Origin of the sequence: Achromobacter spanius (assembly GCF_002812705.1) — a bacterium.
In the GTDB taxonomy this organism is placed as follows: domain Bacteria; phylum Pseudomonadota; class Gammaproteobacteria; order Burkholderiales; family Burkholderiaceae_B; genus Achromobacter; species Achromobacter spanius.
In genome coordinates this window covers 2,178,407-2,197,484 of record NZ_CP025030.1, presented here as the reverse complement: position 1 = coordinate 2,197,484, position 19,078 = coordinate 2,178,407, and the positions used below count along the sequence as shown (strand labels likewise).

The 19,078-nt window shown below is 61.6% G+C and carries 20 protein-coding genes; 9 read left to right on the top strand and 11 right to left on the bottom strand.

Annotated features, from left to right (window positions below; genetic code table 11):
• Positions 1 to 5 precede the first annotated feature (5 nt).
• Positions 6 to 419 (bottom strand): RidA family protein, encoded by a 414-nt coding sequence (locus CVS48_RS10030; protein ID WP_100854313.1) that lies wholly within the window; start codon positions 417 to 419, stop codon positions 6 to 8.
• 262 nt (positions 420 to 681) lie between these two features.
• On the opposite strand from CVS48_RS10030, the gene CVS48_RS10025 reads away from it, so the two are divergent.
• The 3 genes from CVS48_RS10025 to CVS48_RS10015 all read left to right on the top strand — a co-directional run bounded on the left by CVS48_RS10025 (position 682) and on the right by CVS48_RS10015 (position 3,489).
• On the top strand, positions 682 to 1,707 hold the full coding sequence (locus CVS48_RS10025) for a polyamine ABC transporter substrate-binding protein (protein WP_100854312.1): 1,026 nt from the start codon (positions 682 to 684) through the stop codon (positions 1,705 to 1,707).
• A gap of 104 nt (positions 1,708 to 1,811) precedes the next feature.
• Positions 1,812 to 2,666 (top strand): ABC transporter permease, encoded by an 855-nt coding sequence (locus tag CVS48_RS10020; RefSeq protein WP_100854311.1) that lies wholly within the window; start codon positions 1,812 to 1,814, stop codon positions 2,664 to 2,666.
• Between the two features lies 1 nt (position 2,667).
• Positions 2,668 to 3,489, top strand: a complete 822-nt coding sequence (locus tag CVS48_RS10015) for an ABC transporter permease (RefSeq protein ID WP_100854310.1) — start codon at positions 2,668 to 2,670, stop codon at positions 3,487 to 3,489.
• Positions 3,490 to 3,588: 99 nt separating this feature from the next.
• Here the strand turns inward: CVS48_RS10015 and CVS48_RS10010 are convergent, their stop codons facing one another.
• The 5 genes from CVS48_RS10010 to CVS48_RS09990 are packed head-to-tail and all read right to left on the bottom strand — an operon-like array spanning position 3,589 to position 7,939.
• A complete protein-coding gene (locus CVS48_RS10010; RefSeq protein WP_100854309.1) occupies positions 3,589 to 4,593 on the bottom strand; it encodes a 2-hydroxyacid dehydrogenase in 1,005 nt (334 codons plus the stop codon).
• Positions 4,594 to 4,606: 13 nt separating this feature from the next.
• A complete protein-coding gene (locus CVS48_RS10005; RefSeq protein ID WP_100854308.1) occupies positions 4,607 to 5,074 on the bottom strand; it encodes a type II 3-dehydroquinate dehydratase in 468 nt (155 codons plus the stop codon).
• A gap of 36 nt (positions 5,075 to 5,110) precedes the next feature.
• A complete protein-coding gene (locus tag CVS48_RS10000) occupies positions 5,111 to 5,767 on the bottom strand; it encodes a glutathione S-transferase (RefSeq protein ID WP_100854307.1) in 657 nt (218 codons plus the stop codon).
• Between the two features lie 46 nt (positions 5,768 to 5,813).
• Positions 5,814 to 6,821 carry an NAD(P)H-quinone oxidoreductase gene (locus tag CVS48_RS09995; RefSeq protein WP_242001325.1) on the bottom strand — a complete coding sequence of 336 codons (1,008 nt, stop codon included), beginning with the start codon at positions 6,819 to 6,821 and terminating at the stop codon, positions 5,814 to 5,816.
• Entirely contained in the window at positions 6,821 to 7,939 is a 1,119-nt protein-coding gene (locus CVS48_RS09990; RefSeq protein ID WP_100854306.1) for an ABC transporter ATP-binding protein, read from the bottom strand. The genes CVS48_RS09995 and CVS48_RS09990 overlap by 1 nt, the downstream gene beginning before the upstream one ends.
• 243 nt (positions 7,940 to 8,182) lie before the next feature.
• Between CVS48_RS09990 and CVS48_RS09985 the strand changes: the two genes are divergently transcribed.
• Positions 8,183 to 9,451, top strand: a complete 1,269-nt coding sequence (locus CVS48_RS09985; RefSeq protein WP_100854305.1) for a flavin-containing monooxygenase — start codon at positions 8,183 to 8,185, stop codon at positions 9,449 to 9,451.
• A 48-nt stretch (positions 9,452 to 9,499) separates the two neighbouring features.
• Here CVS48_RS09985 and CVS48_RS09980 read toward each other — a convergent pair whose 3' ends face one another.
• From CVS48_RS09980 to CVS48_RS09970, 3 genes are read right to left on the bottom strand one after another with little or no spacing between them, the layout of a single operon-like run.
• The gene (locus tag CVS48_RS09980) at positions 9,500 to 10,276 is read right to left on the bottom strand and encodes an SDR family oxidoreductase (protein WP_100854304.1); all 777 of its coding nucleotides are present in this window, start codon (positions 10,274 to 10,276) and stop codon (positions 9,500 to 9,502) included.
• A gap of 24 nt (positions 10,277 to 10,300) precedes the next feature.
• Positions 10,301 to 11,215 carry a beta-keto acid cleavage family enzyme gene (locus tag CVS48_RS09975; protein WP_100854303.1) on the bottom strand — a complete coding sequence of 305 codons (915 nt, stop codon included), beginning with the start codon at positions 11,213 to 11,215 and terminating at the stop codon, positions 10,301 to 10,303.
• A gap of 13 nt (positions 11,216 to 11,228) precedes the next feature.
• The gene (locus CVS48_RS09970) at positions 11,229 to 12,443 is read right to left on the bottom strand and encodes an ABC transporter substrate-binding protein (protein ID WP_100857586.1); all 1,215 of its coding nucleotides are present in this window, start codon (positions 12,441 to 12,443) and stop codon (positions 11,229 to 11,231) included.
• Positions 12,444 to 12,601: 158 nt separating this feature from the next.
• Between CVS48_RS09970 and CVS48_RS09965 the strand changes: the two genes are divergently transcribed.
• The 5 genes from CVS48_RS09965 to CVS48_RS09945 all read left to right on the top strand — a co-directional run bounded on the left by CVS48_RS09965 (position 12,602) and on the right by CVS48_RS09945 (position 17,121).
• Positions 12,602 to 13,378: a Crp/Fnr family transcriptional regulator gene (locus CVS48_RS09965; protein WP_242001326.1), complete on the top strand. Its 777-nt coding sequence runs from the start codon at positions 12,602 to 12,604 to the stop codon at positions 13,376 to 13,378.
• Between the two features lie 266 nt (positions 13,379 to 13,644).
• Positions 13,645 to 14,841 (top strand): tryptophan synthase subunit beta, encoded by a 1,197-nt coding sequence (gene trpB, locus CVS48_RS09960; protein ID WP_100854302.1) that lies wholly within the window; start codon positions 13,645 to 13,647, stop codon positions 14,839 to 14,841.
• The gene (gene trpA, locus CVS48_RS09955; RefSeq protein ID WP_100854301.1) at positions 14,838 to 15,623 is read left to right on the top strand and encodes a tryptophan synthase subunit alpha; all 786 of its coding nucleotides are present in this window, start codon (positions 14,838 to 14,840) and stop codon (positions 15,621 to 15,623) included. The genes trpB and trpA overlap by 4 nt, the downstream gene beginning before the upstream one ends.
• Positions 15,624 to 15,704: 81 nt before the next feature.
• On the top strand, positions 15,705 to 16,586 hold the full coding sequence (locus tag CVS48_RS09950; protein WP_100854300.1) for a DMT family transporter: 882 nt from the start codon (positions 15,705 to 15,707) through the stop codon (positions 16,584 to 16,586).
• 55 nt (positions 16,587 to 16,641) lie between these two features.
• Entirely contained in the window at positions 16,642 to 17,121 is a 480-nt protein-coding gene (locus tag CVS48_RS09945) for a hypothetical protein (protein ID WP_126376205.1), read from the top strand.
• Positions 17,122 to 17,128: 7 nt separating this feature from the next.
• Here CVS48_RS09945 and CVS48_RS09940 read toward each other — a convergent pair whose 3' ends face one another.
• Positions 17,129 to 18,355, bottom strand: coding sequence for a type II toxin-antitoxin system HipA family toxin (locus CVS48_RS09940; protein WP_100854298.1), 1,227 nt, complete (start codon positions 18,353 to 18,355; stop codon positions 17,129 to 17,131).
• On the bottom strand, positions 18,355 to 18,768 hold the full coding sequence (locus CVS48_RS09935) for a helix-turn-helix domain-containing protein (protein ID WP_100854297.1): 414 nt from the start codon (positions 18,766 to 18,768) through the stop codon (positions 18,355 to 18,357). Before CVS48_RS09935 ends, CVS48_RS09940 begins: the two co-directional genes overlap by 1 nt.
• Positions 18,769 to 19,078 lie beyond the last annotated feature (310 nt).

Sequence of the window (19,078 nt, the reverse complement as noted above, 5' to 3'; positions counted from 1 at the left end):
GGATATCAATCGGGGATGACGGCGGTGGCGTCGATTTCGACCAGCCATTCCGGGCGCGCCAGGGCCGACACCACGATGCCCGTGGACACCGGGAATACCCCTTTGAGCCAACGCCCCACCACGCGGTAGACGGCCTCGCGATAGCGCGGATCAATGATGTAGATGGTGATCTTGCAGATGTCCTCAAGTTCGCCACCCGCTTCCTTGAGCAGCATGGCGATGTTCGCCATGGCCTGCTCTGCCTGCCCGGCGGCGTCGCCGATGCACACGCTTTCAGAGGTATCCAGGTTCTGCCCGATCTGTCCCCGCAGGAAGACGGTGCTGCCCCGGGCCACCACGGCCTGGCACAGATCGTTGTCCAGGCTCTGTTCCGGGTAGGTGATCTTGGTATTGAAGGTGCGGATGCGCTTGTGTTTCATGGCTGCGTGGGTAGGTGGGTCAATGGCATGGCCCCCATCTTCAAACCCGGACAACGCCACCGGCTATTTGTTTTTTCCTTTGCCCGCTCTCGGAATTTCCGACTCAGACGCAGGCAGGCCAAGTTGCGCCCCTCGCGGCGCGCCTCAGGAAATTCGAGCCAGGCCGAAGGAAAAGGCGACTTGGCCCCCGCTGCCCCCTCTTCCATCATCTGGCTTCCAGTCGGAAGCGCTCGGCGGAACCAACATAGACAAGGGGATTTCAATGATTCGCAAACTTACGGTAGCCGGCCTGCTTGCCGGCGCGCTGCTTGGCAACGTCGCCTGGGCCCAGGAAGCGTTGGTGGTCAGCACCTGGGGCGGCAGCTTCCGCGACCTGATCGACGAAAACATCGGCAAGGAGTTCACCCGCCAGACCGGCGTGCCGGTCAAGTACATCACGGGTGGCACGATCGACCGGCTAAACAAGGCCAAGCTGACCAAGACCCCGGAAAGCGACATTACGTTCACCACCTCGCACATCGGCTGGCTGTATGTGGACGGCGGCCTGTTCGAAAAACTGGACACCGCCAAGCTGCCCAACTACGCCAACCTGGTGGACCGCGCCAAGGTCAGCCCGTATCACGTAGGCAGTTGGGCCTACGTCTACACCATCGGCTACCGCCCCGACCTGACGCCCAAGAACATCAAGTTCGATAGCTGGAACGACCTGTGGAACCCCGAGCTCAAGGGCAAGCTGTCGGCGCCGGACTTCGACCCCAGCCACATCATCAATGTGTCGGCCATGCTGTCGGGCGGCGACGCCAAGTCGTGGGAAAAAGGCCAGGACAAGCTGCGCGCGCTGAAGCCTAACTTCAAGGCCTTCTACACCAACGACGCCAACAGCCAGCAACTGATCGCCACCGGCGAAACCCCGGTGCAGATCCTGTTGTCAATGAACGCCTACTACATGATCAGCCAGGGCGTGCCGATCAAGGTGGTCATGCCCAAGGAAGGCGCCGTGCTGGGCATCGACACCATGGGCATCATGAAAGGCAGCACCAAGGCGGACCTGGCCTACAAGTTCATGAACATCGCCTTGTCGCCCGAGGTGCAGTCCAAGATCGTGGCCTTCAAGAAGGCCAGCCCGGTCGTCACGAACGCCAAGGTATCGGCCGAGGACGCGGCGCTGCCCGGCGTGTTCACCACCAAGGAACAGTGGGACACGCAAGCCATCGTCATCGACGACAAGCTGCGCGCCGAGAAGACCGCGGAATGGCGCAAGTGGTTCACCGAGAACATCATGAACTGAAGCCCGCGCCGGTTGCACCGCGCCGCGCCTGTGTCCCGGCCTTGAATGTGGCGGGACACAGGCGTTTCCAGCAAGCATCAACGCATTCGGATTGACAAGCCCCTATGAATACACGTTCCAGTCTGCGCGGCTGGTTGATATCACCCGCCGGTCTCATCGCCCTGTGCATCTGCGTGTCGATGGCGGCGGTGCTGCAATTCAGCGTACGCGCCTTCATTCCCGGCTCGTTGGACGTGGGCGGGCTGACGCTGGCGAACTTCACCGGGCTGGGCAAGTCCGTCTACCTGTCCGCCTTCGCCAACACGCTGCTGCTCAGCATCGAAACCACGGTCTGCTCTCTGCTCGTGGCCTACCCGCTGGCTTACGCCATGGTGCGGGTGCGCAACCGCCTGTTGAAATCGTTCATCCTCATCGTGTCGATCACGCCGTTGTTCCTGGGTGAAATCGTCCGCACGTATTCGTGGATCATCGTGCTGGGCAACAACGGCTTCATCAACACGGTGCTGCGGAAAATTGGGCTGATCGACGTACCGTTGAACCTGATGTTCACGCACCTGGGCGTGCTGATTGCGCTGGTGCACGTGACGATACCCGTGGTGGTGCTGATGCTGGCCACCGCCATTTCGCACATCAACCGCGACTATGAAAAAGCCGCGCAAAGCCTGGGCGCCGGCCCCGTGCGCACTTTCCTGACGGTAACGCTACCGCTGTCCATGCCGGGCATTATCGCCAGCATCACCACGTCGTTCGCGTGGACCTTCAGCGCGTTTGCCACGCCGCAGATGATCGGCGGCGGCCGTGTGCCGACGGTGTCCACACTGGTCTACCAGTTGGGTTTCTCTTCCATGAACTTCCCCCTGGCCGCGAGCCTGAGCGTTGCCGGCCTGGCCTTGACGGTCGTGTCGCTGATGCTGCTGGGCCGGGGCACCAAGCGACTCAAAGCAATGGGAGCGCACTAGCATGGCCATCAAACACACTCTGCCCTTGCCGCTGCGCATTGGCGCGCCGCTGCTGATCACCCTGATCATGGCGTTCGTGCTGTTGCCGGTGGTGGTGGTGACCTTGGCATCGTTCAACGACAAGGCGCTGCTGACGTTTCCGCCCGAGGCCTGGTCGCTACGCTGGTTTGAACGGGTGTTCACGTACCCGGACTTCCAACAGGGCTTTCGCGCCAGCCTGATCGTGATGGCCTGGGCGTCGTTCCTGGCGCTGTTCATCGGCACCGCGCTGGCCATCGCCGTCAAGCGCATGGGCTTTCCCGGCAAGGACATGTTGCAGGCCATCTTGCTGTCACCGCTGGTGATCCCGCATTTCACGCTGGGCCTGGGGCTGCTGATTCTGGTGGCGCAGTTTGACATGGACCGGGGCTACGGCCTGGTCATTTTGTGCCATGTGATGCTGGTGCTGCCCTTCGTGATGCGCAGCGTGTATGTGTCCATGGAGAACATTGACGAACGCCTGGAACAGGCGGCGGCCAGCCTGGGCGCGTCGCCCTTGAAGGTGATGTTCACGGTGACCGTGCCCTTGCTGGCGCCCGGTCTCTTCGGTGGGTGGTTGTTCGCCGCCATCATGTCGTTCAGTGAATTCACCGCGTCGCTTTTCGTCACGACACAACTGACGCAGACGCTACCGGTGTCGATGTACAACTACGTGCGGGAATTCGCGGACCCGACCCTGGCCGCGCTGTCGGTGGTGTATATCGCCGTGACGGCCAGCCTGCTGGCGCTTGCCAACGCCTTCCTGGGCCTGGGCAAGATCCTGAATATCGAAGAAGTGGATTAGGCGGCCGGCGATCCGGCGGCCCGGCGATCCGGCGATCCGGCGGTCCGGCGGTCCGGTGGCCCGGCGGTCCGGCGGCCCCGCGATCCGGCCGCCCGACGCTCAGTACCCGCGTGACGGGTCGATCTGGTTGGCCGGGGCATCGCCGCAAGACACGCGCGCGATGTTCTCGGCGATCTGCGCCGCCGCCGACGCCGGAATGGCGACGGACGCCAGATGCGGCGTGATCAGCACGTTATCCATGCGCCAGAGCGGGTCATCGCTGGGCAGGGGCTCGCGTTCAAAAACGTCTAGCGTGGCCGCACCGATATGCCCGCTTTGCAGCAGCGCCGTCATGGCCGCCTGGTCCACCAAGGCGCCACGCGCCACGTTGATCAGCGCGGCCCCGCGCGGCAGCTTCTCAAGCCGCGCCTGGTTGAGCAGGCCGCGAGTTTGCGGCGTCAACGGCAGCATGATCACCAGGATGTCGGCCTGCGAAATGACGGTATCCAACGCATCCATGCCCGCGTGGCACTGCACGCCTTCAATCTGGCGTGGGCTGCGCGACCAGCCCAGCACGGTGAAACCTTGGCGCTGCAGTTCATGCGCCGCATAAGCGCCCAGCTCCCCCAGCCCCAGCACCGCCACGCGCGTGTCCTCTGGCGCGCGCGGATGCCGGTACGCCCACTCGCCACGGCGCTGCGCCTGTTCAAACCAGGGAATATCGCGCGCGTGGCGCAGCGTGGCGAACAGCACGTAGCCGGCCATCATGCGAGCCATTTGCGGGTCGGTGATGCGGGTAATGGGCACGCCGGCCGGAAGATCGTTGCGGCCGACCAAGGAATCCACCCCCGCGCCCAGGTTGATGATCAGGCGCAGGTTGGGCATGGGGTCGAAAAAGCCGGTGGGCGGCTTCCAGGCCAGTGCGTAGTGGATGGCGGCGGGGTCGTCGACCTCGCTCTCGTGCAGGACGCGCAACTGAGGCATGCGCGCCTGCAATGCGTGTTTCCACGCGGCGAAATCGTCGAACTGGCTGTAGAAGACCAGCGCGCCAGAGGGCGCGGTGGGGGTTGCGGGGTTGCCTGCGGTGTTGTTTGCGGTGTTGCTCGCAGTGTTGCTCGCTGTCATCGGTATCGCCTTCTCAAGCCGGGCGCGCGATCAGGCGCGACATGGCTTCAATGGCCAGCTCGTAACCCTCGCCGCCCAGGCCCGCGATGACGCCGTCGGCTGCCTTGGAAATATAGGAATGATGGCGAAACGCCTCACGCCGCCAGATATTGCTCATGTGGACTTCGATAATGCGGCCGGGAAACGCCAGCAAGGTATCCAGGATGGGAATCGAGGAATATGTCAGGCCCGCGGCGTTGATGATGATGCCTTGCGCATCGCCGCGCGCTTCCTGTATCCAGTCGATCAACTGGCCTTCATGGTTGGACTGCACGAAATGCAGTTGCAGGTTCAGGCTGGCCGCCTTCTTTTCGCAACGGTCGCACAGCGCCGGGAAGCTCTCGGCGCCATAGGTCTTGTTGGCGTCCAGGCCGTATAGATTGGCGTTCGGGCCGTTGAGAAACCAGATGGTGGCGTTCGTGGTGGTGGTGGATGGCGTCATGGCGGTGGTCCGGAATGTGGTCTTGGTGATGCAGCCTTAAGCTTCATGAGGAAGCGTTGCCTGCATGGCGGGCAGCTTGCGAAACGCCGCTTCCCATTGCGCGGCGCGCGGATGGCTGGCGCGCCAGTCCAGTTCAGGAAAACGAAAATCCAGATAGCCCAGCGCGCAGCCCAAGGTGACTTCACCGATGGTGGGCGCTGGCGTGGCAAGTGCTGCCCCCTGCGGGTCGGTCAGCGGGTTGATCAACTCGCCGGCCTGCTGTTCGATCTGCTCCAGGCAGGCGCCGACCTTGACCAGTTGCGCCTCGCGCCACACCGGCCACTGATACTCGGCCGGCCGAGCAGTGCGTTCATAGCGCGCCAGCAGGGCTGCATCCAGCAGCCCATCGCCCAGCGCCTGTTGCGCCAGGGCGACCCAGCGGCGCGGCCCGACGGCAGGAAACAGATCGGCGTTGCCGCCCAGATGGGCCAGGTATTCGCAGATGACGCGGCTGTCGTACAGCGACTGGCCATCGCCCAGGATCAGCGTCGGCACCTTGGCCAAGGGGTTGTGGGCGGCGATACGGGCATCACGGCGTACGGGGTTGGCCGCGCTGTCCAGCCATTGGATCTGCTCCACCACGCCCGCCAGATGCGCGCTAACCATGACTTTTCGGACGTAGGGGGAAGTGGGTGCGTAAAGCAGCTTCAACATGGGGTCTATTCCTTTATCGCGAATGCAAAACGAACCACGCAACGCATCAAGGACGCAGCACGACCTTGCCGAATACGTCGCCGCGTTCCAGCAGGCGGTGCGCCTGCGCCGCCTCTGACAACGGCAGGCTGGCATGGACGCGCGGGGCGACGCGGCCGTCCAACACCAACGGCAGCACATGCCGGATGATGGCCTGCGCCATGCGCGTTTTCTCTGCCGCGCTTTGCGGCCGCAGGGTGGATGAATGCAGGCTCAATTGCTTTTGCATCAGGGTCAGCAGGTCGATGTTGACCTGGGACCCTTGCAGAAACGACAGGCTGACGTGGCGGCCGCCAAAGGCCAGCGCCTGAAGGTTGCGCCGCACGTAGTCGCCGCCCACCATGTCCAGCACCACGTCCACGCCTTGCCCTTGCGTGGCGTCCAGGCAGGCCCGCACGAAATCCGTATCGCGATAGCAGAGGGCATGGGCCGCGCCCATCTCGCGCAGCGCAGGCAAGCGATCCGCGCGCCCGGCCGTGGCCACCACCCGCGCGCCCGCCGCGTGCGCCATGCGGACGGCCAGCGTACCAATGCCCCCCGCCGCGCCATGAATCAACACGGTCTGGCCCATGCGCAGGCGGCCAAGCTCAAAAAGGTTGTGCCACACGGTGAACAAGCCTTCGGGCAAGGCCGCCGCCGCATCGTCGTCCAGGCAGTCCGGTACGACAAATGAATGATCGACGCGCGCCACGCACCAGGGGGCATAGCCGCCGCCAGGCAACAAGCTCATCAGCCGTTGGCCCCGCAGCGCTGCGGGCACGCCGGGGCCTGCGGCGACGACCTCACCGCAGGCTTCCAGGCCCAGCACGTCGGTGACGCCGGGGGCCGGCTGTGCCGCCCCTTGCCGTTGCATGATGTCCGGCCGGTTGACGCCGGCGGCGCGCACTCGCAGCAGCACTTCGCCCGGGCGTGGCGCGGGCACGGGCCGGGTTGCCAGCGTCAGCACACTGGCATCGCCGGGTTCGCGGGCAACGACTGCCTGCATGGTGGAGGGAATGACGGGCATGGCGGGCATTACGACACGTTGAACACGCTGATGCCCTGGCCGGGCAGCGCCAGGCCGGTCACCGAGCCCACCGGCCAATGCTGCAAGGCGTCCAGGCCAGCGCTGCGCACCATCACGCGCTGATGGCCGGCCACCGGGATATCGACGTCGATGTAGGAATCAATGTGATCGCCCTGGAACACATGGTTCACCACCGTGCCGCTAAGCACGGATTCGCTATGCAGGTTCTCTAGCCGTATCTGTTCCGGCCGCACATAGATGTCCAGGCGACGGCCTTCGTGCGAGCCGCCCACCAACCGGTCTCGCGCCACGCGGATCAAGCCCGCGCCCAGGCGCAGCAAGATGCCGTCCGGGTCCGAACCGTGATAGTGCGCGGGAAGAATGTTCACATCGCCCAGGAACGAGGCCACGAAGGGATCTTGCGGATTGCGGTAGAGCTCGTCGGGCGTGGCGATCTGGCGGATGACGCCGCTGGACATCACCGCGATGCGGTCCGACATGGCCAGCGCCTCGCCCTGGTCGTGCGTGACGAACACCGTGGTCACGCCCAGCTTGCGCTGGATCTCGCGAATTTCCACCTGCATCGAGCCGCGCAGGCCTTTGTCCAGCGCCGAGAACGGCTCGTCCAGCAGCAGCACCTTGGGGCGGATCACCAAGGCGCGCGCCAGCGCCACCCGCTGCTGCTGGCCGCCGGACAGCTCGCGTGGTTTGCGTTCGCCCAGCCCGTCCAGCTTGACCAGCGCCATGGCCTCTTCTACGCGCTGGGCAATCTCACCAGCGGGCATCCGGCGCATGCGCAGGCCGTAGCCGATGTTGCGCACCACCGTCATATGGGGAAACAGCGCGTAGTTCTGGAACACCATGCCAATCTGCCGCTGATAGGGCGGCAGATCCGTAACCAGTTGATCTTCGATGAAGATCTCGCCGTTGTCCGCTTGCGCGAACCCCGCGATCAGGTTCAAGAGCGTGGTCTTGCCGCAACCTGACGGCCCCAGCAGCGTCAGGAATTCACCGCGCCGGATTTTCAGCGACAGCTCCTGCAACACCGTCTGCTGACGGTACTTCTTGACCACTCCTTCCAGGCTCACCGCGCTGGACGATTTTGGGGACACGGGGCTGTTCTGCATGGCGGCTCTATCTGTTGCGCGATGCTTTGCAGAATAAGGGAAGCGGGGTCTACCGGCCGTTTGTGGATATTGATGCGGTCCATCGGAAAAAACGAAACGAGATCCCGGCGTTGGCTCTGGGGGAGTGATTTGCTTTTTCCTAAGCCCAGCGTCCAAAAAACCAAGTTATCAAGCGCGGCCATCTGGCTCACACTGCGCCGCATCGATGCACGTATGCGGTCTTGAACCTTCTTAGGAAAAGCAATGTCAGTGGAAAAAACCAATACCTTGGTGATCGGCGCCGGCCAGGCCGGCATCGCGATGAGTGAGCACCTGGGCGCGATGGGCATTGACCACATCGTGCTGGAACGCAAGCGCATCGCCGAACGCTGGCGCTCGGAACGCTGGGACTCGCTGGTGGCCAACGGCCCCGCCTGGCATGACCGCTTTCCCAGCCTGAAATTCGACGACATCGGCGCGGACGTGTTCCCGCCCAAGGAACGCATGGCGCAGTACTTCGAAGACTACGCCAGGATGATCAATGCGCCCGTGCGCACCGGCGTCGAGGTCCTGCGCGTGCAGCGCAACCAGAAGCGCCCCGGCTTCACCGTCACCACGTCAGACGGCGTATTCGAGGCGCTGCATGTGGTGACGGCAACCGGCGCGTTCCAGATTCCCAGCTACCCGGCCATCGTGCCGGAAGACGCGGGCATCCAGCAGGTGCATTCATCCGCCTACAAGAATCCCGGCCAACTCGCTGACGGCGCGGTGCTGGTGGTGGGTGCGGGCGCATCCGGCTCGCAGATTGCCGAGGAATTGCGCCGCGCCGGGCGCACCGTGTACCTGTCCGTGGGCGAGCACTATCGCCCGCCCCGTTCCTACCGCGAACGCGATTACTGCTGGTGGCTGGGTGCGTTGGGCATGTGGGACGAAGTCAAGAAAAAGCCCAAGCGCGAGCACGTCGCCTTCGCGGTCAGCGGCTACGACAACGGCAAGACCATCGATTTTCGCCGCCTGGCGCATGCGGGCATCCAGTTGGTCGGCATCACGCAACGCTTTGAGAACGGCGTGATGGCGTTCCAGGAGGGCTTGGCCGAAAACGTTGCGCAAGGCGACGCGGACTACTTTGAAGTGCTGCGCGAAGCCGACGCCTACATCGAACAGAACGGCCTGGACCTGCCGCCTGAACCCGAAGCGTGGAAGCTGCTGGACGCCCCCGACTGCCTGACAAATCCGATCCTGAGCCTGAACCTGGCCGAAGCCGGCATCAAGAGCATCGTCTGGGCAACCGGCTTCAAGGTGGATTACCGCTGGATGGAAGTGGACGTGTTCGACGACCAGGGCTACCCCGTTCACAAGCGCGGCATTACCGCTGAAAAAGGCATCTACTTTCTGGGCCTGCCGAACCAGTCGAACCGGTCGTCGTCATTCATCTGGGGCGTGTGGCACGACGCGAAATACATCGCGGACCATATCGGCATCCACCTGGACTATCTGGCGTATGAGAAGGACGGGGGAATGCCTCGAGCGTGAATTGGGAATGCGCGGCGCGCACCGCCCCGTCCGTGTGCCCGCCCGCGCTCAGCCCAGATACTCCACGTTGCCACACACCGAGATGCTCTGCCCGCTGATGACCGCGCCTTCGTCGGAGCACAGGTAGGCCACCTGGTTGGCCACGTCTTCGGGGCGGGTCATCCGGCGTAGCGAGACTTTCTCGACCAGTTGTTCGCGCATCGCATCGTTGCTGACACCGCCTGCCTGTGCGCGGGCGGCAATGACGCGCTCGACGCGATCGCCCGACACCACGCCCGGCAGCACGGAATTGACGCGAATGTTGGATGGCCCCAGTTCCATCGCCCACGTCTGCGTCAGCCCCGCCAGGCCGAACTTGCTGGCGCTGTAGGGGCTGCGCAGTGAAAAACCCAGGCGGCCCGCCACCGACGAAATATTGACGATGGCGCCGCCACCGGCCGCCCGCAGCAAGGGCACGGCGCTGCGCGCGCACAGGAAAGTGCCGGTCAGGTTGACGTCCAGCGTGTTCTGCCAGGCATCCAGCGTGGTGTCTTCCAGGCGGCTGGTGGGGCCGGACACGCCCGCGTTGTTGATCAAGGCGTCAAGCTTGCCCCAGCGCGCGGCCAAGTCCGCGAACATGGCCGCCACCTGCGCTTCGCTGGACACGTCGGTCACGCTGACCGTCATACGCGGGTTCGCCCTGCGGGCCGCTTCGCAGGCTGCCGCGTCCACGTCGCAGATGTGGACCTCGGCGCCGGATGCCAGGAATTTCTGCGCGATGGCCAAGCCGATGCCCTGCGCGCCCGCCGTGATCAGGACGCGCTTGCCGTTCAGGGATTCAATCATGATGTCTCGTTAAAGATGATGCGATCAGACCGCGAACTCGGGGCGGATACCGCTTTGCAAGGGCAAGCCCATGATCTCGCGCGCTTCGGCCGGCGTAGCCGGCTCCATGTCCATTTCGCGGATGATGCGCACGATGCGCTCGGTCAGTTGGACATTGGTGGCCAGTTCGCCATGCCGGTAGTACAGGTTGTCTTCCAGGCCCACGCGCGCATGGCCGCCCAGCAGCAACGCGCTGATGTTGGCCTCAAGCTGCGACGGACCAATACCGCTGACGCAGAAAATGCTGTTCTTTGGCAGCAGGTCCACCATCATTTGCAGATGCCGGGGCGAGAACGGCATTGCGTTCTGAAAATTCCGATGCACGTTCATGACCAGGTTGATGAAGTGCGGCCCTTCGTCCAGGCCTTCATCAATCAGCGTCGTGGCGTCTTGCAGGATATGCGTGGGGCTGAAGACTTCCCACTCGGGCTTGATGCCGCGCGCCTTCATGCCGGCCGCCAGTTCGCGCGCCTTGCTCAGCGGCGTATTCATCAGGTATTCGCGGTCACCAAACGCCAGGTTCAGCGTGGTGGCGTCCAGCGTGCACATTTCGGCGCCGGCATCCATGCCCTTGAGCCGTTCTTCCCACAAAATTTCCCAGGTGCCGGGCGACGTTTCCTTCACCATGTCGCCATGCACGCCGCCGCCGGTGGAGTTGTTCAGCACGATGTCGCAACGCTCGCGGATGCGCTGGTTCATGTCGCGGTAGATGGCGGCGTCGCACGTGGCCTGGTCGTCGGGCCGGCGCGCGTGCAGCGCCACCACGCTGGCGCCCGCGTTGTAGCAGCGGTAAACGTCTTCCGCGATTTCAGCCGGTTGCGTCGGCAGATGCGGGTTCTGGGTCTTGAATGCCATGCCCCCGGTCGGGGCGATGGTTACGATGACTTTGCGTTTGGCCATGGGGGTCTCCGGTTCACATCCACAGTGCGCAGCGCGTCTCGGCCTGCTTGGTGAAGGCCTCGTTGCCGTCAATCGTTTGCAGCACCTTGAAGTAGTCCCAAGCCTCTTTGGACTCGTCCGGCGTCTTCACTTGCAACAGGTACATGTCGTGCACGACGCGGCCATCCGGACGCACCACGCCGTCCTTGATGTACATGTCATTCAGCTTGTTCTCGCGCAGGTATGCCAAGACGCGGTCGGCGTCATCCGTGCCCAAGGCCTTGACCGCGCGCAGGTATTGCAGCGCCACGGAGTAGTCGGCCGCTTGCAGCGACGACGGCATGGCGTTGCGGCGTTCAAAGAACTTCTGGCTCCAGGCGCGGCTCGCATCCGAGGCGTTCCAGTACCAGCTATCGGTCAGGTACATGCCCTGCGTGGCGGGCAGGCCCATGGCGTGGATGTCGTTGATGAACATGATCATGCCCGCCAGCTTCATCGTCTTGGTGACGCCAAATTCGTTGGCGGCCTTGATGGCGTTGGTGGCGTCGGCGCCGGCATTCGCCAAGGCAAGAATCTCGGCCTTGCTGGCTTGCGCCTGCAACAGGAACGACGAGAAATCGTTGGCCGACAAGGGATGCTTGACCGATCCCACAACCTTGCCGCCGCCCGCCTCGACCACCTTCGTCGTATCGGCTTGCAGCGCGTGGCCGAAGGCGTAATCGGCCGTAAGGAAGTACCAGCTTTTACCGCCCGCCTTGACCACCGCCGCGCCCGTGCCACGCGCCAGCGCCACCGTGTCGTAGGCATAGTTCAAGGTGTAGGGCGTGCATTGCTCGTTGGTCAGCGCGGGTGCGCCCGCGCCCACCACGATGATGGGCTTCTTCTTGTCCGCCGCCACCTTGGACATGGCCAGCGCGGTGCTGGAATTGGTGCCGCCGATCAGCATGTCCAGGCCGCGCTGGTCGAACCATTCGCGCGCCCTGGCCGATGCGATATCCGCCTTGTTCTGGTGGTCCGCCGTCAACAGTTCGATCTTCTTGCCGTTGATCTCGCCGCCCATTTCCTCAATGGCCATCTTGATGGCTTCCGCCCCGCCCGGGCCGTCGGGGCCGGAGTACACACCGGACAGGTCGGTGATGAATCCGATCCGAATGACATCGTCCGAAATCTGCGCGTGCGCGGCCGTGGCGCTTAGCAGCGACACGGCGGCAGCGCAGGCGAGCGCGCGGCCGGACTTGATGCGTGGCATTGACAACATACCTGTCTCCTCTTATGTTTTTTGGCTCTTGATGCCTCAAGTATTCTGGGACCGCCCCCAGGCGCGTACAGTCATCATGGTGACAAAGCGGCCTAGGGTTTACCTGTGCGCCCTTTTCCCCATTTGCCCTGTTGTTGAACGGAGAAACCATGCCTGGACCGACCGCCAACGTAGGCAGCCAGACCCGTGGCCCCGCGCGCAAGCCGGCCGAATGCCCGGTGGACAAAATGCTGAGCGTTGTGCCCTGGTACAACGGCTTGCCGGCGCTTGAGCGCAACCTGGTCCGATCGGAACTGCGCACGGTGTCGCTCGCCACGGGCGAATACCTGTTTCGCGCGGGGTCGAAATCGCTGGGTTGGTATGGCGTGGTGGAAGGCCTGGTGAAATGGACCTCGCCCGGCGCGGACGGCAAGTCCCTGTCGCTGGCCGGCTTCAGCATCGGCAGTTGGTTCGGCGAAGCCACCATGCTGCGCCGCGAGCGCTTTGAATATGAGGTGATCGCGCTGCGCCCCAGCCGCATCGTCATCCTGCCGCGGGACACCTGCGAACGCCTGTGGAACCACAACATCGAATTCACCAAGGCATTGACGATGCATCTGGCGCAGCGGGTCAACTGGCTGATGGCCAGCTACACCGGCAACGTGCTGCTGGATGTGGACACCACGGTCGCCCGCGCCGTGGCGGCGCAATTCGATGCCGAACGCCATGCGGATACGCAGGGGCGATTGAAGATATCCCAGGAAGAGATCGCCAGCTTGTGCGGCGTGTCCCGCCAACGCTGCAACGCGGCGCTGACGCGGCTGGCGCGCGCGGGGGTGCTACGGACGCACTACGGCGGCATGACGATTCTGGATAAGGATGCGCTGTATCGGCTGGCGTTGATTGATGATGATGCTGGCGATTCGCCGTCGATGATGCGACGTTGAGTTGGGAAAGGAATTCACGGACGAGCAGCTCGCGGCCATGGATACGGATGGAAGAATCAGCCAGGCCGAATTCATCGCGCATGCGAAGAAGGGTGTTGGGGAGTGAGGAGATTGACCCCGAAAATGCAGCTGCCATTGCAGTGCTTCACTTTGGAATTTTCCGACTTTTCCTATAGGCATATGCCCTGACCAGAGCCCATTATTGGCAAATCGAAAATCGGTCTATATCCGTGCCAACGGTATCGAACCCAAACAGGGAGCCGGTAATGTTTGCCAGTGTGGAGTTAGTCAGAAGATTTGGCGCAGGTAATTACGGTGGAAGCTATGTATCCGAAAGCTTGGTAAGCGTCTTGGCCGAGGTTCACGACGCCTTCCTTGAAGCAAGGGATGCCACTGATTTCCAAGATGCCCTGTTCACGCTCATGAGGGACTTCGCTGGGCGCGAAACCCCAATGTTCCATGCCCGGCGCCTCTCGGGCCAACTTGGCAGAAACCTCTTTCTGAAGCGTGAAGATCTACTCCACGGAGGCGCCCATAAAACCAATAGCACGCTAGGCCAACTGTTACTTGCCCAGCGCATGGGAAAGACCCGCATCATTGCCGAGACAGGCGCCGGCCAGCATGGTGTGGCGACGGCGATGACCGGCGCGGCCCTGGGCCTTCCTGTCGAGGTGTACATGGGGGCCGTTGACATAGCGCGTCAACAACAGAATGTCCGACGCATGGAATTGTTTGGCGCGAAGGTCCATCCCGTGACTTCCGGAGGGGCCACCCTGAAGGACGCCATTAACGAAGCCATGAGGGACTGGATTACCAACGTCGGCAGTACCTACCACTGCTTCGGCACGGCTGCCGGTCCGTTCCCCTACCCGTCGATGATCAAGTATTTCCAGTCCGTGATTGGCACGGAATCACGAAAGCAGATTCTCGAACGGACGGGACAGTTGCCAGAGGCGGTCTTTGCCTGCATCGGTGGCGGAAGCAATGCGGTTGGCTTGTTCTCAGGCTTTGAAGACGATGCTGGTGTTTCCCTATATGGTGCAGAGCCAGCGGGTAAGGGCGACGGCACCAATCATCATGCAGCAACGCTTACTAAAGGAACTATTGGCGTATTCCACGGAATGCGCTCCCTATTCCTTCAAAATCATGAAGGTCAGATCGCCGGTACTCATTCCGTCGCCGCAGGGCTGGACTACCCCGGCGTAGGTCCGGAGTTGGTTGACCTTCAAGAGTCGGGACGCGCCAGGTTCTCCGCCATCAGCGACGACGAGGCGCTGGCAGCTTTTGAACAGCTTTCACTACTAGAGGGCATCATCCCAGCCTTCGAATCAGCTCACGCCGTCGCGCTAGCCATCAAGAGCAGCCAAGACTTCGCGCCGGGCAGCAATTTGATCGTCTGCCTATCTGGCCGAGGCGACAAAGATCTCGACGAGTACTGGAAAATTAAGGGGTTCCCATTATGAATCGCTTCAACCGTCTCTTTGCCGACGCATCCCGTCGAGCCTTTATCCCATTCTTCACGTTGGGGGACCCCAACCCCGAATCGAGCTTTGAGCTGATCTGCACCGCGGTCGAGGCTGGCGCGGATGCCGTCGAGCTCGGCTTTCCGTTCTCGGACCCGATTACGGACGGGCCTGTGAATCAGCGATCCATGCGACGGGCGCTCGATGCGGGCACGACTTACGGGACTTGCCTGGACTTGCTCCGCAAAATCAGGACCCGTTATCCGGATCTCCCGATTGGCCTGCTCCTCTACTACAACTTGCTGCACATGCGCGGCGACAGCGCTTACGGAGAACTGTCAGGGATAGGTGTCGATGCCGTTGTTTGCTCAGACCTTCCATTTGACGAAAGCACGAGCCATATGATGCAGCTTGCACAGAGCCGCATCGGGTGCATCCAGATGGTTGCTCCGAATACACCTTTCGAACGCGCGATTATGCTTCTCAATCATTCATCAGCGTTCACCTACGTCATCAGCCGATTCGGCACCACGGGCACTAGCGAGCGTTTTGAAGAAGAATCAACGGAACGCATTAGGCGTCTAAGCCGCGCGTCTAGCCAACCTATCGTCGTTGGATTTGGAATCAGCAAAGTCGATCAAGTGCGCGCATTTTGGCAGAGCGGCGCGCATGGTGTCATTGTCGGAAGCTTGTTCAGCCTGCGCATCGAGAACCACCTCGCAGATATGCCCGGAGTTAAGGCCTACATCCACGATTTCATCGGCCAAGTTCAGGAAAGATGACGCGCATCGTCACGATCCGGTTCCCACTTTCCACAATGAAGCGAAGCACTCAAGACTGCCGCGACGCAAGGAGAATTTTCAATGCGAGGCGCGGATTGGTTGCGCTTATTGGTGCTCAGCGCCGTCTGGGGCGCGTCGTTCATCTTCATGCGCGTGCTCTCGCCCGTGCTCGGGCCGGTCGTTACGGCCGACTTGCGCGTGGCGATCGGCGGCGGAGTTCTGTTGCTGTATTTCGCCGCCATTCGATTCAAACCCGATTGGCGAGCACATTGGCGTCAGTACGTAGTGATCGGCAGCTTCAACGTCGGCCTGCCATTCTTGATGTTCTCGTACGCCGCCCAGCATGTTCCCGCTTCCTATTCGGCGATCATCAACGCCACGACTCCGCTATTTGGGACCGCTTTTTCCGTTCTCTGGCTGGGCGATGCAATGACTCGGGGCAAGGGTATCGGTCTGATGCTAGGCGTCATCGGCGTCGCAACCATGACGGGTATCAGTACTCCCGAGGCAACGTCGATGACGTTCTTTTCTGCCATCCTGGCCTGCTTGATTGCTGCGGCGTCCTATGCAGGAGCCGGCGTCTACATCAAACGCTATGCGTCCCATGTCAATCCACTTGAATCGGCAGGCTGCGCCCAACTGTTCGCGGCCGCCGCACTCCTGCCGTTCTGGTTTGTAGCGCCCGCGCAAGGCAATATCGATTTCAGCATCGTGCTCAACGTACTTGGCTTAGGCATACTGAGCAGCGGCCTAGGCTTTTTGCTTTACTTCCGATTGGTCCGCGACATCGGCCCGCCACGTGCGATGATGGTCGCCTTCCTGGCCCCCCTATTCGGGATTGTGTTCGGCGTCGTCTTTCTGGAAGAAGCCTTGACACCCGCGATACTGTTGGGAGGCGGACTGATCATTGCTTCCACAATCCTGATTCTGTGCGGCGGAAATAAGCCGAAGCCAAGTTTGTGATCGACAAGGGCTCACCGGCTTTTTCCGTTGAAACAACTTATTTATTGGAGATCCCTTGATATTCGACGACCGCAAGGGGACAAGATTTGCTCGAAGGGTTTGGGTGTCTATTGGATTACTGCTCTTGCTCTGTCTCTTGCTAAGTTGGGCGGGCTGGAAGATCCTGAAGTCGCGCTATGAACCCAAGGGCGCCACATCGGCAGCGTCGGCGTTTATCCGCGACATCTACGCAGAAGACTGGCAACGCGCTTTTGACCTGACGTTCAAGAATAGCAACACCGGCCGCACAATCGATGAATTTCGCGCCGTTGCGGCTCACCAATTCTGCGGACGCGTGTCCGTGCTGAAGTATTGGAATCCGCCACAAACCCATGGCAACCGACTGCGCCGCTGGTTAAACGGCGTGCCGCTGGATCAAGACCAGGTATGGGTGGAATTTCATGACTCGATATCGCTATGCATGATGTCGTTCGAAATCCGGCGCACCCAGGACGATCAGTGGAAAGTCTTCAACTTCCAAAGCCATGCGGGGTGAAAGCAGGTCAGGCAAATGCGCGGTCGAAATCCACGAGGTCGGTAGGCCGCATGCCTAAACCCTTGGCCATCACGCGCCAGCTGTCGACGGCTCGCGCCACCTCGGCCCACATTGCATTGGCTTCCTCCGCCGTCAATCGGAAGTAAGGCGCCCCTTCCATGAGCACGTCCCGACTGTCAATGGGGCCGGATTCTTCGGTCAGCCATGTCTTGCTTTCGCGTCGGTCTCCGGGCATTGGATTGAGGTCGAATGCGGGCGACAGACGCCATCCATGTTGGCGCGCGTCATACAGAAACCCACTATTACGCAAATGATCGTCGGTGTTGCAGATCAAAAAATTGAAGACCAGCCTGCGCCACAACTCATGGATGTCGGCAATAGGATTGGCGCCCTCCTGCAACAGGACGTCCACCAGTTCCGTATACGCGTGCACGGCATCTCGGCCAGTAGACTGAAGCATCGTCGCGGCCGACACGTAGGGAATACGACCGCCATCAACGGTGCGGTCGAATCGCCGAATGATGGCGACGGCTGTTCCATTGATCAGTTCTACACGCGCTGCGGCCACGTTGATGCCCGCCTTGGCGGCGAGATGCATGGCCAGCACCTCGCCTCGAATCACGTCTCGCTGGTCAGACTGGCTGGGGAATTTTCCCAAAGCCAGGCGGCCATCCGTATCTCGAACGGTCGACTTGGGGCGGGCCCCGCCCAGCGAGGTGCCTTGCCCCAGCAGATATTGCAGGTCTTGCTCGCTTTCTGTGCCGGCTTCTAACGCGCGGGCCGCGTTCACGACCCTGCCCAGCTCCACCAACGGGGGAATGTGCCAATGCGTTCCACCCGATCGCAAATAGACGTTGGCTTGAGGATCAAACAGACGCAACGCGCCGACACGGGCCTCGTCATCCACCCACATCAAGAAATCGACAGGTTCAAGCACAGGCGTATCTCGGTCTTGTTGCCTCAACCGAGCATGGGCACGCCTGATCACGCGTTCGCCCCAGGAGTCCGGCCCCGTGTCCTCGAGCGCGCGAAAAAAGACCTCTTGTGGATGTTGAACACTTAAAACCGGCAACAGGTCAGGCGATAGCGCAAAAAATCGAGAATCCCGCAGCCAACGCTCGTCGTAACTGAACGCGCTGCGCTTGCCGCTGCCCAGATGAAGTCGCCCTACGACCTGGCCTTTGGAACCTAGATGTACCTCGAGATCCTGACGCCGTGATGCTTTGGTAGCCATCAAAAGCCCTCCAACTCATCGGTGTCATCCACATCGCTCTTTTTGGCTGTCGCGGAATACGCTGTCTGCGCGCTGCCACGTCGAGAGCTGCGCACCCGTTGGGGCAGTTGCTCCCGCACCAGTTCCATCCCCAGGGAGTCATTCTCGGTAGCCATCACCCTCACCAAGTCCTCAAGGCGGCCAAGCACGTGCAAGGCGCGGAGGAAAGTATGGAAGGCAGTGCCAGGATAGCCATCTTCCATGCGCCTTACCGTGCTCAGCGATGTGCCAATGCGCTGCGCAAGATCTTCCTGACTTAAGCGGCGCACCCGGCGCGCGGCCGAGATGTCTTGCCCCAGGCGGTGCAACGCGCGGTCTACAGGGCGTGGCATCGCAACGCGTGGGCCGGGAGTTTTCTGCGTGGAAGTTGGCATACGCGCACCTGCTCAGATATGAATAAAAATAGCCGTTAGGCGTTCATATTTGAACACATGGTCAAATTTTGATCAACCGAACGATCCGGCAATAACAAGTCATATATGAATTTTTATATGCTTATATAAGTCAGATTTGATCAACTATGACGAAAACCGGTCAGCTCCATGGCAGGTTAACCATAAGCGGCTAGGAAAATACGAGATTGGGAGTTTGCAGGCAGGCTCAACGCAGCCAGCAATAAGCGGCGGAGAAATCTGAAAAGGATTGTGGAGCGGGTGAAGATAACAGCAACCACCAGCTATGGAA